Genomic DNA, 15,356 nt, shown 5'->3' on the forward strand with positions numbered 1-15,356 from the left:
GCTTAGCGGCCCAGCTGCTTTTCCTTCAGCTCGGCCAGTGTCTTGCAGTCGACACACTGGGTCGCGGTCGGGCGTGCTTCCAGTCGGCGGATACCGATCTCGACGCCACAGGCTTCGCAGAAGCCGTAATCGTCCTCATCGATGTTCTCGATGGTCTCGTTGATCTTCTTCAACAGCTTGCGCTCGCGGTCACGCGTTCTCAGTTCGAGACTGAAGCCCTCTTCCTGAGTGGCACGGTCTGCAGGGTCCGCGTAGTTGTTGGCATCTTCCTGCAGGTGACGCACGGTGCGATCAACCTCTTCCATCAGCTCCTGTTTCCAGTCCAGCAGGATTTGACGGAAGTGCGCTAGCTGCTTCTCGTTCATGTACTCTTCACCCGCTGCCGGCTCGTACGGGGTGAATTTCTTAAGCGCTTCCGGCTTGGTTTCAGCTACTGGCATGGGACCGCCTCATTCCGCAAGGTGACTTGGGCCGTCGACAGTCTGTTGCACTGCCTCCTTGGCCACGGCGAGGGGGCTGTCCTGACTGCTGCCCTCGCGAGAAGATCAGCTTATTTAGCGTAAAAATGACAAGTTTGCAACCGAACTCCGACGATAGTTTGTGCCGGCTCATGAACAGGCCTGTCCACGCAAACATGCATTTTCCTGTGAAAAGGGGGTGGGAATGGGCCTTGGCAGGTGCCTAGAATGAAGCTTCCGTCACGAGGAGTGCCATCATGCAGTTTGCCCGCCGTCTTGAATCCGTTGCCGCCTTTCGCGTGATGACGCTGCTGGAAGCCGCCCAGGCGCGAGAGGCTGCCGGGCATGATGTCATCCATCTGGAAGTGGGCGAACCCGACTTCCCGACCCCCGCGCCGGTGATCGCGGCCGGCCAGGCGGCATTGGCCGCCGGCCAGACTCGCTACACGCCCGCCTGTGGCCTGCCCGCGCTGCGCGACGCCATCGCGGCAGACTACCAGCGCCGTCACGGTGTCACGGTCTCGCCCTCGCGCATCATCGTCACGCCCGGCGCCTCTGGCGCTCTGCTGCTGGCCACCCTGCTGTGTGCCGAGCGCGGTGACAGCGTGCTGATGGCGGATCCGACCTACCCGTGCAATCGCCATTTCATGGGGCTGGTCGATGCCCAGCTCGACGTGGTGCCTGTCAGCGCCGAGAGCGGCTGGCAGCTGACCGCGGAGCTTGCCGATGAGGTCTGGCGCGAGAACACCCGTGCGGTGATGGTGGCATCTCCTTCCAATCCCACCGGGCACGTGTTGTCGCCACAGGAGCTGCAGGCGCTGGGAGAGCTGTGCAGAGCCCGAGACGCTCACCTGCTGGTCGATGAGATCTATCAGGGCCTGACCTATGGCGTGCCTGCACATACGGCGTTGGCGGAATGTCCGGATGCCTTCGTGATCAACAGCTTCTCGAAATATTTCGGCATGACCGGCTGGCGACTGGGCTGGCTGGTGGCGCCGGAAGCGGCGGTCGAGCCGTTGTCGCGCCTGGCCCAGAATGTCTTCCTGGCCGCCTCCACCCCCGCGCAGCATGCGGCGCTGGCGGCCTTCACGCCGGAGTGCGAGGCCGAGCTCGAACGCCGCCGCCAGGTGCTGGAGGCGCGGCGCGGCGTGCTGCTGGCCGGACTCGAGCGTCTCGGGCTGGCACCGTCGGTTCCCCCGCAGGGCGCCTTCTACGTCTGGCTGGATATCTCGCACTTGAGTCATGACAGTGAGGCCTTCTGCCGTGCCTTGCTGGAGGAAGAGAACGTTGCCATCACGCCGGGGACTGATTTCGCGCTGGCAGATGGACGTCGCCATGTGCGGATCGCCTTCACGGCCGATGAGGCGCGTCTGCGCGAAGCTCTGACGAGACTTGAGCGCTTCCTGGAGCGGCGTGCTGCCCCGGCGGGAGCATCTGCCTGATGCAGTTGACAGGGTTGTATCGTGGTCGGCTGATCCGGCGCTACAAGCGCTTCTTCGCTGAAGTGGAGCTGCTCGAGGGTGAACGGGCAGGCGAGGTGGTGACGGCGCATTGTCCGAATACCGGCTCGATGCGTGCCGTGTGCGTGGAAGGCTGTGAGGTATGGCTGTCACCGTCCAACAACCCGAAGCGCAAGCTTGCCTGGACCTGGGAGCTGATTCGCCTGCCCCTGGACCCTCCCGGGGCTGGCGGTCGGCGTGAGGCCTTGGTGGCGGTGCATACCGGACGTGCCAATGCGCATGTCGAGGCGGTCCTGCGGGAGGGTGACTCGTCAGAGTGCCCGCCTGCACTGCATGCTGCGCTGCGTGAGAGAGGGCTGACGAATCTGGCGCGAATCGAGCGGGAGGCGCGGGTCGAGGTCATGCCAGCAGGCAGTGAGGTCGCGGAGCGCTCGCGGCTCGATTTCCAGCTATGGCCGCGCGATGAGCAGGCCGCCTCGATCTATGTCGAGGTCAAGCAGCTCACCCTGCGTGAGTCGGATGGGCATGGGTATTTTCCGGACTCGGTCAGTACGCGCGCGCGCCGTCACCTTGCCAGTCTTGCCGCGCTGGTCGCGGCCGGTCATCGCTGTGTGCTGGTGTTCTGCGTCGCGCACGATGCCATCGAGGATGTCGCGCCGGCGGCTCACCTGGACCCGGCCTATGCCGAGGCCTTCGCCGCGGCCCAGGCCGCCGGTGTCGAGGTGCTGGCGCTGAGGATGCAGGTCGCACTGGCGCCCTGTCACGATGACGCGAGGCAGCCGCTCTGGCAGGCGTCGTTGACCCTCAAGGAGGTGCTGCCGCTGCACGAGGCGCGCTTCTGCGGGTAACGCCTGAGCTCACTCTGATCATCGCGGGGCACTTCAGTGCCGACTCTTCAGCACCAGCTGCGCCGGCGAGCCGTCAGGCCGCTCGATCGTCACGTCCAGCGCGGTCAGTCGCTGCCCCGTGCAGGGGCCACTGAGGCACAGGCCCTGCTGCGGCTCGAAGCAGGCCTGGTGACGATGACACAGGATCAGTCCGCCGGTGGCGTCCAGATAGGGGTCGCGGTGTTCGCGCTCGTCATGGGCGGGGTCAGCGATCAGGCGGCTGCCGCGGTGCGGACAGGCGTCGAGATAGGCGTGCAGTCCATCGGCCAGCCGGATCAGCATGGCCGGGCGGCCATCCTCGAGCCTGATCGGCAGGCTGCAGCCGATGCGCAGCTCCGGCAGTGGCAGGCGGAGCAGGCGGCGTGTCATGCGGGTGTCCTCTGAGTGGGCGAGAGGCGTTGGTGAAGAACGCGGTGCGTTCGGACATCAGGGGGCTCGCATCGGGTATCATGGGGCAATGACGGCCAGCAGGGAATGCTCGGCTGCCGCTGGCAGTGCTCGACCTTCCGTGCGCGATGGACTGTGTCGCCGTTGGCCATTATCGCCTTTCTTCACGCCTGGTTATCTTCATGTCGCTATTTCATCGTCCCGCCTTCCTCCGTCCTGCCCCAGCTGGGCAGGCAGGCCTCACGCGTCGCCAGTTGCTGGCTGGCATGGTCGCCGGCGCCGGCGGTCTCTCGTTGCTGGGGAGCGGGGCGCTGCAGGCGGCTCAGGCGCCGCCGGGGCCGCTTCCGCCCTTGCCTGCCTGGCATGATCCCGACGCCTCACATCCGTTGCTGGGCAGCATTCTCGTGGCGCAGGGCAATCGACGCCTGTCACCGGCGGCACTGGTGGACTGGGCGCAGGCGCATCCGCTGGTGCTGCTGGGAGAGCATCACGACAACCCGGATCATCATCTGCTGGAGCGCTGGCTGATCGATGCACTGGCGGCACGTCGTCAGTTGGGTGGCGTGGCGATGGAAATGCTGGATTCCCGTCAGGATGCGGCGCTGTCACTGGTCAATCGCACCTCGCTGGCCGTGGCGGGCCTGCCGGATGAGGAGCTGATGCGCCTGCTGGCATGGGATGCACGCTGGAAATTCACCGATTACTCGAGCGTGTTGCGTGGTGTGCTGGACAGCGGCGCCCCCCTGTCGTCCGCCAGTCTGACCAGAGAGCAGGTGCGCGCGGTGATGGCCCAGGACCAGACGGCGCCAGCACTGCCGGAGGCCGTGCTGAGGCTGCAGCGCGAGGCGCTGGATGAAGGCCACTGTGGTCTGCTGGGGGCAGAGCGCCTGGATGGTCTGCTGCGTGCCCAGCTGGCGCGTGATCAGCAGATGGCGGAGCGTCTCGAGGCGCTGGCCAATCGCGATGCCACGGCGTTGCTGGTGGCCGGCAGTGGCCATGCGCGTCGCGATATCGGCGTGCCGCGCTGGCTGACCCGGGATTCGCTCTCCATCGCACTGATGCCGGTGGCCTGGGGGGAGGAAGGTCAGCCGCTGACCCAGCTCGATGACTATCTTCCGGAAAGTGCGGGGGCGGCCCCGGCGTATGACCTGGTGTGGTTCACCCCGGCCGTCGCTCAGACGGAGGATGCCTGCGCGGGACTGCGTGAGGCGGCGGATATCGCCACGCCGGATCTGCCGGGCTGAGAAAGCGGGCCGGGCGAGCAACGCTGGCATGAAAAAAGGCACCTCCTGTGAGGTGCCTTTTGCGTTCTTGCATCGCGTCGCTCAGCCGGGCTGCGCTCAGCCGCTCTTGACGTCGATCTGGCCTTCCGCACGACGACGGGCCGCTTTCTGCGGCGTGGCATCCCCGTCGGCGTCATTGGACTGGCTGTCGTTGCTGCCGGCCTGCTCGCGGAAGCGATCCTCGATATACGTGATACGAGTGCGTCCGTGGGGCACCGGCTTGAAGTCGGCATCGACACTGACCAGCACGATGCGGTCGATGGTCAGGATGCGTTCACGCGTGATCTTGTTGCGGATCTCGACGCACAGCGAGATGGACGTGCGGCCAAAGGCGCTGGCGGTGATGCCCAGCTCGATGATATCGCCCTGGCGCGCACTGGAGACGAAGTTGATCTCCGACATGAACTTCGTCACCACGCGGGAAGTCCCCAGCTGGACGATGGCGTAGATGGCCGCTTCTTCGTCGATCCAGGCCAGCAGACGTCCACCGAACAGGGTGCCGTTGGGATTGAGGTCTTCGGGCTTGACCCATTTGCGGGTATGGAAGTTCATGCACTCTCTCCTCGGGATGCCGGCGCACCTCACCGGAAGTGCGAGCCGTGATCCTCAGCTGCGTTTACCCCGAAAGTATATAGACTTTAGTTGCGACTGTCTGTGCATGGCCCGGATAGCGAAACGCTATCGCGGCGCGGGGAGAGCGCGGGGAGAATTGACGGCGTCATGACGCGAAACGGCCGGCAGGGACTCCCTGTCGGCCGTCTTTCCAAAGGCGGTGTGGCGAGTGTGATCAGCGCTTGTCGGGCGGACAGTTGTCGCGGCAGACGCGGAAGATGGCCACCTCTCCGAACAGATTCGGCCACCAGGTCGCCGCCGGATGTGGCTCGTGATCGCCATTGCCGACTGCGCGGTCGATGATCTTGAGGCCCTGGGCACGACACAGCCGCTCGAAATCCGCAAAGGTCGAGAGGTGGATGTTGGGGGTGTCGTACCAGGCGTGCGGCAGTGACTTGGAGACCGGCATGCGCCCCTTGAGCCCCAGGTGCAGGCGGTGACGCCAGTAGGCGAAGTTGGGGAAGGTGATGATGGCTTCACGTGAGACGCGCATCATCTCTTCCAGCGCACGATCCGGGCGGCGCAGTACCTGCAGGGCCTGGGACATCACCACGCGATCAAAGGTGTCATCGGCGAAATTGGCCAGACCATCATCGACATTCTGCTCGATGACGTTCACGCCGCGCGCCACGCAGGCGCTGATGTTGTCGGGATCGATCTCCAGTCCGTAGCCGAACACCCCCTTGGTCTCCTTGAGCGAGGCCAGCAGGGTGCCATCCCCACAGGCGAGATCCAGCACGCGGCCACCTTCGGGAATCCAGTCGTGGATCTGGGCGAGGTCGTTACGCATGGCTGGCCTCCTGGGGAGCGGTGTGCAGGGGAGAGGCTGCGTTGCAGGCCTTGTCGTATGCGCGGGTCAGGAAGTTGCCCAGCACTGCCTGATAGCGCTCTCCCGGCAGCAGGAAGGCGTCATGGCCGTGAGGAGAATCGATGTTGGCATAACTGACGTTCTTGCCGGCATGGATCATGGCGTTGACCAGCTCGCGCGAGCGTGAAGGAGCGAAGCGCCAGTCGGTGGTGAAGCTGACGACGAGCACCGGGCAGCTGATCGGTGCCATGGCCGCGGCCAGATCATCGCCGGCCGTGGCGGCGGGATCGAAGTAATCGAGTGCCTTGGTCATCAGCAGGTAGGTGTTGGCGTCGAAGGCGGTGGAGAAGGTGTCGCCCTGATGGCGCAGATAGCTCTCGACCTGGAAGTCGACGTCGTAACCGAAGTTGAGCCGGTCCTGGCGCAGGTCACGCCCGAACTTGGTCCCCATTGAGTGCTCGGAAAGATAGGTGATGTGACCGACCATGCGGGCCAGCTTGAGACCGCGCTTGGGCACGGCATCGACGCGTGAGTACCAGCCGTCATGGAATTCCGGGTCCGAGCGGATGGCCTGGCGCGCGACTTCGTTGAAGGCGATGTTCTGCGCCGAGAGCTTGGGGGTACAGGCGATGATGGCGACGTGCCCGACGCGCTCGGGATGATCCATCGCCCACTGCAGTGCCTGCATGCCGCCCAGTGAGCCACCGACCACCGCGGCGAAGCGCGTGATGCCGAGACGTTCGGCGAGGCGCTTCTGACTCTCGACCCAGTCCGGCACGGTCACCAGCGGGAAATCGGGGCCCCATTGTTCGCCCGTTTCCGGGTTGATCGAGGTCGGGCCGGTACTACCGTGACAGCCGCCGATATTGTTCAGCGCGATGACGAAGAAGCGTGAGGTATCGATAGGCTTGCCGGGGCCGATGTAGTCGTCCCACCAGCCGGGCTTGCGATCACTCATCGCGTGGTAGCCGGCGGCGTGATGGTGTCCGGTCAGGGCGTGGCAGATCAGGAGGGCGTTGCTGGCGTCAGCGTTCAGCTCGCCATAGGTCTCGTAGACCAGCGAGTACTGTTCGAGACGTCTGCCGCAGGCCAGCTCCAGCGGTGTATCGAAGTGGGCAGTCCGGGGCGTGACGAGACCGACCGAATCCGGGGGAAGGGAATCAGGCATCGTGGTGAAGGTTTCCAGCATCATGTCCAGCAGAGTGTTCGGGCAGAGCCCGTGTCCGGGGCGCGAAGCCGCGGTGATGCGCCTTGTGGGCGTCTCGTGCACCGTGGTTCTGGCTTCGGCCGAGGGATCACTCTAGCACAGCGTCGGGCGCGCGTGAGCCAGTGGCGCGGGCAGGAAGCACAGGCGCCCGCAGCGGAGGTTCCGTTGCGGGCGCCTGGGGGGGACACCGCGAAGCGGCGATGTCACGTCTGGCAGGGAGGAGCGTGCGTATCAGCCGAAGACGCTACGCAGCATGCCGATGGTCGGCAGCGTCTGACTGACCAGGCTGCCGATCAGGTTGAGGGCGATGAACACGAAGATCGGTGACAGATCGAGCATGCCGATCGACGGGATCACCTTGCGCACCGGCTTCATGATCGGGTCCACCAGCTGATGGACCAGGATGGCGCCCGGGTGGTTGGCCTGGGGGGCGACCCACGACAGGATGATCATCGCGATCAAGGCGAAGAAGTAGATGTTGATGATGCTGTCGAGCATGGTGCCCAGTGCCGTCAGCGCGATAAAGCCGATCGGCAGCATGCCGCCGAACAGCGCGCCGATGGCGACCAGCACCAGGCTGACGACGATGAAGGCGGCCGCCAGCGTGGCGATGTCGAAGCGCCCCAGCGGGCGCAGGATGCCCTGCAGCGGTGCCACCAGCGGATTGGTCGCCTTGACCACCGACTGGGTGAGCGGATTGTAGAAATCTGCACGAGACAACTGCAGCAGGAAACGCAGCATCAGTATATAGACGAACAGTTGCAGCAGGATGGTGACCAGCTGAAGTCCGATGTTACCCATAGCACCCATGGGGCCTTCCTTAAGACGGTGAGTTGAGGACGCGAATCTGGTGTCGGCGTGTCATGCCATCAGCATGCCAATCCGAGATGAACGCAGCATGATGGCGGTTTCCCGAGTGGGCTGCCAGTCAGGCGCTCTGCACGCTGCCACTCGTGGCGTGGCAATCCCGCCACAGGGGTTACTGGTCCAGCTCACGCGCCAGCTCTGCAGCCCTTGCGCTGGACGCCTTGGCCGCACGGCTGACGATCTCGCGCAGGCCATCTCCCTCGAAGCTGTTGATGGCGCGTTCGGTGGTGCCATTCGGCGAGCAGACACGGCGACGCAGCTCTGCCGGCTCGTGCTCGCTGGTGAAGGCCATCTGCGCGGCGCCGCGTCCGGTCTGGATCGCCAGTCGGCGCGCCGTCTCGGCATCCAGTCCCAGTTCGATACCGGCGGCTTCAAGCGCTTCGATGAACAGGAAGAAGTAGGCCGGGCCGGATCCGGAAATCCCGGTGACCGCTTCCAGCAGACCTTCTTCCTCGACCCATTCGACGATACCGACCGCGGTCAGCATCTCGTCCATCAGCGCACGTTGCTCATCGGTCACGCGCGAGGTGGCGTAGAGGCCGCTGGCACCGACGCCCACCAGCGAGGGGGTATTGGGCATGCAGCGGATGATGGCAAGCTCTCCCCCCAGCCAGCGCTCGAGACTGTCGCAGGTGATGCCGGCCGCGACCGAGATGACCAGCGGCTTGCGCTCCTGTACGGCAGGCGCCAGTGCCTGGCAGACGTCATGCATCATCTGGGGCTTGACGCCCAGCACGATGACATCGGCACGTGCGACGGCGTCAGCGTTGTCCTGGGTCGTGGTCACGCCGTAGCGTTGCTCGAGCGCCTCGAGGGTATCGCGTGAACGGGCCGTCGCGATGATGCGGTCTGCCGGATAGCCGGCCTCGATCATGCCGCCGAAGATGGCGCTGGCCATGTTGCCGGCACCGATGAAGGCGATGGTGCGGGGAGTGGCGGAGGTCTGGTGCGTCATGCGGTGCTCCTGATCGTTCGGATGGGATGGACCGGCGAGCGGTGAGTCTGTGCACTTTACCGCGGCTGCTTCGCGAGAGTGACGTTCGTGGCAGTGAACCGTGCGTCCGAGGCTGCCGGAGGTGACTCGTCCGCGGGCTGCGCATGCGTCAGTGGCGTGCGTGAATCGTGTGCGGGCGGCGTCAGTGAGTGGTCTCAGTGGGCGCTGGAATAGTCACGCGCTCCGAAGAGGGCCGTGCCGAGACGGACCAGCGTCGCGCCTTCGGCGACGGCGGCCTCGAGATCACCACTCATGCCCATGGACAGGGTGTCGAGCTTGGCCTGAGGGTAGCGGGCCGCGGGGAAGCGAGCCTGCAGCTGCTCCAGCAATACGCGCAGTGTCCTGAAGGGCGCCTGCCTTTCCTGCAGGTCAGCCTCGGATGAGGCGGGGGCGGGAATCGCCATCAGGCCTCGCAGTCGCAGGTTGGGCAGTGCCAGCACCGTCTCGGCCAGGGCAATCAATTCCTCGGGTGTGACGCCTGCCTTGGTGGCCTCGCCGGAGACGTTCACCTGCAGACAGATGTCGAGTGGCGGCAGGGTCTCGGGGCGTTGCTCGCTCAATCTGCGAGCCACCTTCTCACGCTCGACGGCATGTACCCAAGAGAAGTGTTCGGCAATCGCGCGGGTCTTGTTGGACTGGATGGGGCCGATGAAGTGCCATTCGATATCGGTGAGGTCCGACAGCGCCTGCTGCTTGTCCAGCGCTTCCTGCAGATAGTTCTCGCCGAAGGCCCGCTGGCCATTGCGCCAGGCAGCACGAATCATCCGGTCGGGCTTGGTCTTGCTCACCGCCAGTATCCGGGCTGCCTCTACGTTGCGTTTACTTGCCAGCAGTGCCTTTTCCAGCCGCGCACGGGCCTCTAGGATACACTGAGTAACACAAGCTTCGTCGTCGGGGACTGCAGTCATGCGGCTCGGCTCCAGAATTTGCGAAATATCTTCACGGTTGATGGCTCGGCGTCGTGGGCGCCACCGGTAGTATGGGCTGGATAGGGCGTTCGTCATGATATCCACCGCACCATCTGCTGAAGAGCCACATCACACTTACACCCGAGTCCACGGGACTCGTTGGTACAAGAGCTTCGGTCTTCGCGAGGGATCTGCATGGATATTACCGAACTGCTGGCTTTTTCGGCAAAACAGAACGCATCGGATCTGCACCTGTCCGCCGGCCTGCCACCCATGATTCGCGTCGATGGTGACGTACGACGCATCAACGTCCCTTCGATGGATGACAAGCAGGTGCGTGCGCTGATCTACGAGATCATGAACGACAAGCAGCGTCGCGACTTCGAGGAGTTCCTCGAGACGGATTTCTCCTTCGAGGTGCCGGGCGTCTCGCGCTTCCGTGTCAATGCTTTCCATCAGGGGCGGGGGGCGGGTGCCGTCTTCCGTACCATCCCGTCGGAAGTGCTGACGATGGAAGATCTGGGTCTCGGCGAGGCGTTTCGCAAGATGTGCATGCTGCCGCGTGGCCTGATTCTGGTCACCGGTCCGACGGGGTCGGGCAAGTCGACCACGCTGGCGGCAATGATCGATTACATCAACGAGAACAAGTACGACCACATTCTCACCATCGAGGACCCGGTCGAGTTCGTCCACCAGTCCAAGCGTTGCCTGGTCAACCAGCGTGAAGTGCATCGTGATACCCACGGCTTCGCGCCGGCTCTGCGTTCGGCATTGCGTGAGGACCCGGACGTCATTCTGGTCGGCGAGCTGCGAGATCTCGAAACCATCCGTCTGGCACTGACGGCCGCCGAGACCGGGCACCTGGTCTTCGGCACCCTTCACACCACCTCGGCGACCAAGACCGTCGACCGCATCATCGACGTCTTCCCGGGCGAAGAGAAGGCGATGGTGCGTTCGATGCTGTCCGAATCCCTGCAGGGGGTCATCGCGCAGACGCTACTCAAGAAGGTGGGCGGCGGGCGCGTGGCAGCGCACGAGATCATGCTTGCCACTCCTGCCATCCGCAACCTGATCCGTGAGGACAAGGTGGCGCAGATGTATTCCTCCATCCAGACCGGTGGTGCGTTGGGGATGCAGACGCTGGATTCGGCGCTGACGCGGCTGTTGGCCGAGGGGCTGGTGACCAGCGAAGACGCGCAAGCGAAGGCCAAGGGGCTGCTGGGATAGTGCGCGACGGCCGTGCAGTGGTCTTGCCAGACGACATCAGGGACAGGGCAATGCCCATCCGAATCCAGGTCGAGACAGGCGAGACGGCACGCCTGAAGGCCATCACGGGCGTTGTCCTCGTCGGGACGGAAGGTCGTTGCGATAAACGATAATAAAACCGTAGTTTGAATGTGACTTCACAGAGTGGATCGGGACACGGCTCATGACTCCTCATGAATGGCTGCAGGAACTCCTGCAGTTGATGGTCAGCAAGGGCAGCTCGGATCTTTTCATCTCGACGGGGACTCCGCCGCAGATGAAGGTCAACGGGCGAATGGCGGCGCTGGGTGACAAGAAGCTCGGTGTCGATCAGGTGCGAGAACTGGTGCTTGCGCCGATGAGCGACATGCAGCGAGAGCGCTTCGAACAGGAGCGTGAGGCCAATTTTGCCCACAGTTTGCCGGGGGTGGGGCGTTTCCGGATCAGCGCCTTCTATCAGCGTAGCCAGATGGGCATGGTCATCCGTCGCATCCAGCTGTCGATTCCCAGCCTGGAAGAACTGCGCCTGCCGGAAATCATCAAGAGTCTCTCGGAGACCAAGCGTGGCCTGGTGATCTTCGTCGGGGGCACGGGTGCCGGCAAGTCGACCTCGCTGGCCTCGATGATCCAGCACCGCAACCAGACCTCAAGTGGCCATATCATCTGCATCGAGGATCCGATCGAGTACATCCATCCCCATCAGCGCTCCATCGTGACCCAGCGCGAAGTGGGGATCGACACCGAGTCCTTCGAGGTGGCGCTGCGCAATACGCTGCGTCAGGCACCGGACGTGATCATGATCGGCGAGATCCGTTCGCGTGAGACCATGGAGCATGCGCTGACCTTTGCGGAAACCGGTCACCTGTGTCTGGCGACCTTGCACGCCAACAACGCCAACCAGGCGCTGGATCGCATCATCCACTTCTTCCCGGAAGAGCGTCACGAACAGGTATGGATGGACCTGTCACTGAATCTCAAGGGCATCGTGGCCCAGCAGCTGCTGCCTCACAAGAGTGGCAATGGCGCACAGCGAGTGCCGGCCATCGAGGTGATGCTGCGCTCGCCGCTGATCGTCGATCTGATCCGCAAGGGTGCGGTGGTGGAGATAAAGGATGTGATGAAGCGCTCCCAGCAACAGGGCATGATGACCTTCGATCAATCGCTTTATGCGTTGCATCAGCAGGACCTGATCACCGAGGAGGTGGCATTGGCGCATGCCGATTCCGCCAATGACCTGCGTCTGATGATCAAGTTCGGCGATTCCGACAGTGCTCAGGAAGCGCAGCTGGATGTGATGAATGCCGCCAGTCGCTTCTCGCTGCAGGACGACGATGGCTGAAGTCCGTGGAGAATCTGGCCTGCGACGGTAGATGTCCCAGGTACTCGATGAAGCCGCGCTTCTGTTTTGCCAGGAGCGCGGCTTTTTCATGTCTGCGCGCGATGGGTCAGCGTGCGTAGAGGCCCCCCAGGACTCTGGGGCCGCGTGCTCCCGTCACGCTGACGAGATTGCCGGGGCGCTCCAGCACTCTGCGGGCGGCCAGCCACGCGAAGGCGCTGGCTTCGAGGAGATCGGCATTCCAGCCAAGCGAGGCGCAGGTGGTCAGGCCGGTGGGGTGGCTTGCATGCGCAAGGCGCTGTTCGAGCGCGGCCATCAGGGCGGTGTTGCGCGCTCCGCCACCACAGGGTGTCAGTCCCGCCAGTGATACGCCGGTATGCTCAAGTGCACGCGCGATGCTCTCTACCGTCAGACTCAGCAAGGTGGCCTGCACATCGACAGGAGCCTCGCTGCCTGTCAGGTGCTGCTCCAGCCAGTCGAGATGGAAGTCCTCGCGTCCGGTACTCTTCGGCAGCGGTCGAGTGAAGTAATCCGCGCTGAGCAGACGATCCAGCAGCTCCTCGATGACATGGCCGCTGGCGGCCCAGCTGCCCTGAGGATCAATCGCGGCCCCCTGATGGCGTGCATGCCAGGCATCCAGCAGGCAGTTGGCCGGGCCGGTATCAAAGCCGATCACTGCCGCCTGCGAGTCCAGCGGCGGGAGCAATGTCAGGTTCGCGATCCCCCCCAGGTTCAGCAGTCCCCGCCACTGGTCTGGCTGAGCGAACAGCGCTGAGTGAAATGCCGGCGCCAGAGGCGCTGCCTGCCCACCGGCCGCCAGATCCCTGCGGCGGAAGTCTGCCACCACGGGGATGCCGGTCAGCTCGGCCAGCAGGCTGGGGTTGTCGAGCTGCAGGGTGTAAGGCGTCTGACAGGGCTGATCGCTGAAGCCATGCGGGCGGTGCTCGATGGTCTGTCCATGACTGCCGATGGCGCGAATGTCTTTCGGTGCCAGTCGCTGGCGAGACAGCAGCTGGCGGATCGCGTCGGCGGCCAGTTCGGCCAGCGCCTGCTCGGCTGCGGCAAGATCACGAAAATGCGCATGGTCCTCGTGCATCAGGCGCCAGAGGCGAGTGCGCAGGGGTTCCGGAAGCGGCAGATCCAGACCGTCGATGAAGCGGATGTGCTCGCGCAGCGCAGTGCAGTCCTGATGGGGTTCGATATCGAGCAGGGCGACATCGAGGCCGTCGAGGCTGGTGCCTGTCATCAGGCCAAGGTAAAGCGCCATGGAGATCTCCCGGGCAGTGAAACGTGGGTCAGCGAGTCTGCCGTGCGCCCCCGAGTCGCGGAAGTCGGGTTGGCATCCTCATGGCCAGAGGCAGAGCAGGGGTGCATGGTCTGCGTGTCATGCTAACATTCTCGGCCAACATGCCCCGTTACGAGGGGAGCAGCAACGGTCAGAGAGGGCAGGATGAGCGACAAGTCAGTAGTGGAAGCGCTGGAGATCATCAAGCGCGGTACCGATGAGGTGCTGGTCGAGGAAGAGCTGATCAAGAAGCTCGAGTCCGGACGCAAGCTCAGGGTCAAGGCGGGTTTCGATCCGACGGCGCCGGACCTGCACCTCGGGCATACCGTGCTGATCAACAAGCTGCGTCAGCTGCAGGATCTTGGCCACGAGGTCATTTTCCTGATCGGGGACTTCACCGGACGCATCGGTGATCCGACCGGCAAGAGCGTGACGCGCAAGCCGCTGACCGAAGAGGACGTGAAGGCCAATGCCCTGACGTATCAGGAGCAGGTCTTCAAGATTCTCGACAAGGACCGCACGCGAATCGCCTTCAACTCCGAATGGATCAGCAAGCTCTCTGCCAGCGACATGATCGAACTGGCGGCTTCCAGCACGGTGGCTCGCATGCTCGAGCGGGATGATTTCGACAAGCGTTACACCGGCAACCAGCCGATCTCCATTCACGAGTTCCTCTATCCCCTGATCCAGGGCTATGACTCCGTGGCGCTGGAGGCGGATATCGAACTCGGCGGTACCGATCAGAAGTTCAACCTGCTGATGGGCCGTGAGCTGCAACGCCAGCGTGGCCAGGAGCCGCAGGTCGTGATCACCATGCCGATCCTCGAAGGTCTGGATGGCGTGCAGAAGATGTCCAAGTCGCTGGGCAACTACATCGGTATCAATGACCGTCCGGGCGAGATGTTCAACAAGATCGTCTCCATGCCGGACTCGCTGATGTGGCGTTACTTCGAGCTGCTCTCGCTGCGCCCCATGGAGGAAGTGAAGGCGCTGATGGCCAGCATCGAGAATGGCGCCAATCCGCGCGACATCAAGATGGAGCTGGCTCGCGAGCTGGTGGCGCGTTTCCACGATGAAGAGGCGGCTGCCACGGCTCACCTCTCCAGTGGCAACCAGCTGGCAGAAGGTGAGCTGCCGGCGGACATGCCGGATGTCACCGTGAGCCTTGAAGGGGCAGAGGTCGCGCCGATCGCCGCCGTGCTCAATCGTTCAGGTCTGGCCAACAACAGCGCCCAGGCCAAGGACATGCTCAAGAATGGTCGCGTGAAAGTCGATGGAGACGTGATCGAGCCTTCCTACATGGCGCCTTTCGATACGGCCATCGTCATCCAGGCTGGCAAGAAGCGCTACGCACGTGTGACGGTGACTCGCTGATCCGACGCGAGATGTCTGACCGACCATTCGGCCCCGCCATTTCTGGCGGGGCCGAATGTGTTTCTGGCCAGGGAAGAGATGTGTCAGCAAGCGACGGCGAGATGAGGCCAAAGGAGCAAGAAGAGGTGATGAGAGAATAGGTGTCGCCCGCATGTCCTCGAAATGACAATCGATGGAAAAAGCCCTTGCCCTCAGCCCGGATCGTGCGTAAAGTACGCATCCGCTGCCGGGGACGCATGGCGTTA

15 protein-coding genes are annotated in these 15,356 nt (G+C 63.7%); 6 read left to right on the forward strand and 9 right to left on the reverse strand.

Translation table 11 applies throughout. The features are described 5' to 3' along the window. Window positions 1-2: 2 nt before the first annotated feature. Window positions 3-440: an RNA polymerase-binding protein DksA gene (gene dksA / locus QD228_RS11260; RefSeq protein ID WP_077379460.1), complete on the reverse strand. Its 438-nt coding sequence runs from the start codon at window positions 438-440 to the stop codon at window positions 3-5. Between the two features lie 275 nt (window positions 441-715). Between dksA and QD228_RS11265 the strand changes: the two genes are divergently transcribed. Then, the gene (locus tag QD228_RS11265; RefSeq protein ID WP_084209477.1) at window positions 716-1,900 is read left to right on the forward strand and encodes an aminotransferase class I/II-fold pyridoxal phosphate-dependent enzyme; all 1,185 of its coding nucleotides are present in this window, start codon (window positions 716-718) and stop codon (window positions 1,898-1,900) included. Then, window positions 1,900-2,766: a DNA/RNA nuclease SfsA gene (locus QD228_RS11270; RefSeq protein WP_279855800.1), complete on the forward strand. Its 867-nt coding sequence runs from the start codon at window positions 1,900-1,902 to the stop codon at window positions 2,764-2,766. Before QD228_RS11265 ends, QD228_RS11270 begins: the two co-directional genes overlap by 1 nt. Before the next feature lie 33 nt (window positions 2,767-2,799). On the opposite strand, the gene QD228_RS11275 is transcribed toward QD228_RS11270, so the two are convergent. After that, on the reverse strand, window positions 2,800-3,174 hold the full coding sequence (locus tag QD228_RS11275) for a Rieske 2Fe-2S domain-containing protein (protein ID WP_077379454.1): 375 nt from the start codon (window positions 3,172-3,174) through the stop codon (window positions 2,800-2,802). Window positions 3,175-3,374: 200 nt separating this feature from the next. Between QD228_RS11275 and QD228_RS11280 the strand changes: the two genes are divergently transcribed. Then, window positions 3,375-4,436: a ChaN family lipoprotein gene (locus QD228_RS11280; protein ID WP_279875592.1), complete on the forward strand. Its 1,062-nt coding sequence runs from the start codon at window positions 3,375-3,377 to the stop codon at window positions 4,434-4,436. Between the two features lie 96 nt (window positions 4,437-4,532). On the opposite strand, the gene QD228_RS11285 is transcribed toward QD228_RS11280, so the two are convergent. From QD228_RS11285 to QD228_RS11310, 6 genes are all read right to left on the reverse strand, one after another. Continuing rightward, entirely contained in the window at window positions 4,533-5,027 is a 495-nt protein-coding gene (locus QD228_RS11285) for a hotdog domain-containing protein (RefSeq protein WP_279875594.1), read from the reverse strand. A gap of 235 nt (window positions 5,028-5,262) precedes the next feature. Next, window positions 5,263-5,877, reverse strand: a complete 615-nt coding sequence (metW, locus tag QD228_RS11290) for a methionine biosynthesis protein MetW (RefSeq protein ID WP_077379447.1) — start codon at window positions 5,875-5,877, stop codon at window positions 5,263-5,265. Next, a complete protein-coding gene (locus QD228_RS11295; RefSeq protein ID WP_077379977.1) occupies window positions 5,870-7,063 on the reverse strand; it encodes a homoserine O-acetyltransferase in 1,194 nt (397 codons plus the stop codon). Before QD228_RS11295 ends, metW begins: the two co-directional genes overlap by 8 nt. A 270-nt stretch (window positions 7,064-7,333) precedes the next feature. Then, window positions 7,334-7,912 carry a YggT family protein gene (locus QD228_RS11300; protein WP_279875596.1) on the reverse strand — a complete coding sequence of 193 codons (579 nt, stop codon included), beginning with the start codon at window positions 7,910-7,912 and terminating at the stop codon, window positions 7,334-7,336. A gap of 169 nt (window positions 7,913-8,081) precedes the next feature. After that, a complete protein-coding gene (proC, locus tag QD228_RS11305) occupies window positions 8,082-8,924 on the reverse strand; it encodes a pyrroline-5-carboxylate reductase (protein WP_084209472.1) in 843 nt (280 codons plus the stop codon). A gap of 194 nt (window positions 8,925-9,118) precedes the next feature. Continuing rightward, entirely contained in the window at window positions 9,119-9,871 is a 753-nt protein-coding gene (locus QD228_RS11310) for a YggS family pyridoxal phosphate-dependent enzyme (RefSeq protein WP_077379440.1), read from the reverse strand. 195 nt (window positions 9,872-10,066) lie between these two features. Here QD228_RS11310 and QD228_RS11315 point away from each other — a divergent pair, with 195 nt between their 5' ends. Together QD228_RS11315 and QD228_RS11320 are read left to right on the forward strand one after the other, a co-directional pair. Continuing rightward, complete coding sequence (locus QD228_RS11315; protein WP_084209471.1) at window positions 10,067-11,098, forward strand: type IV pilus twitching motility protein PilT; 1,032 nt, start codon at window positions 10,067-10,069, stop codon at window positions 11,096-11,098. A 202-nt stretch (window positions 11,099-11,300) separates the two neighbouring features. After that, window positions 11,301-12,455, forward strand: coding sequence for a PilT/PilU family type 4a pilus ATPase (locus QD228_RS11320; RefSeq protein ID WP_077379436.1), 1,155 nt, complete (start codon window positions 11,301-11,303; stop codon window positions 12,453-12,455). 106 nt (window positions 12,456-12,561) lie between these two features. Here QD228_RS11320 and QD228_RS11325 read toward each other — a convergent pair whose 3' ends face one another. Further along, the gene (locus QD228_RS11325; RefSeq protein WP_279875599.1) at window positions 12,562-13,719 is read right to left on the reverse strand and encodes an anhydro-N-acetylmuramic acid kinase; all 1,158 of its coding nucleotides are present in this window, start codon (window positions 13,717-13,719) and stop codon (window positions 12,562-12,564) included. Between the two features lie 183 nt (window positions 13,720-13,902). Between QD228_RS11325 and tyrS the strand changes: the two genes are divergently transcribed. Further along, entirely contained in the window at window positions 13,903-15,111 is a 1,209-nt protein-coding gene (tyrS, locus tag QD228_RS11330; protein WP_084209468.1) for a tyrosine--tRNA ligase, read from the forward strand. The last annotated feature ends 245 nt before the right edge of the window (window positions 15,112-15,356 follow it).

Origin of the sequence: Cobetia sp. 3AK (assembly GCF_029846335.1) — a bacterium.
In the GTDB taxonomy this organism is placed as follows: domain Bacteria; phylum Pseudomonadota; class Gammaproteobacteria; order Pseudomonadales; family Halomonadaceae; genus Cobetia; species Cobetia marina.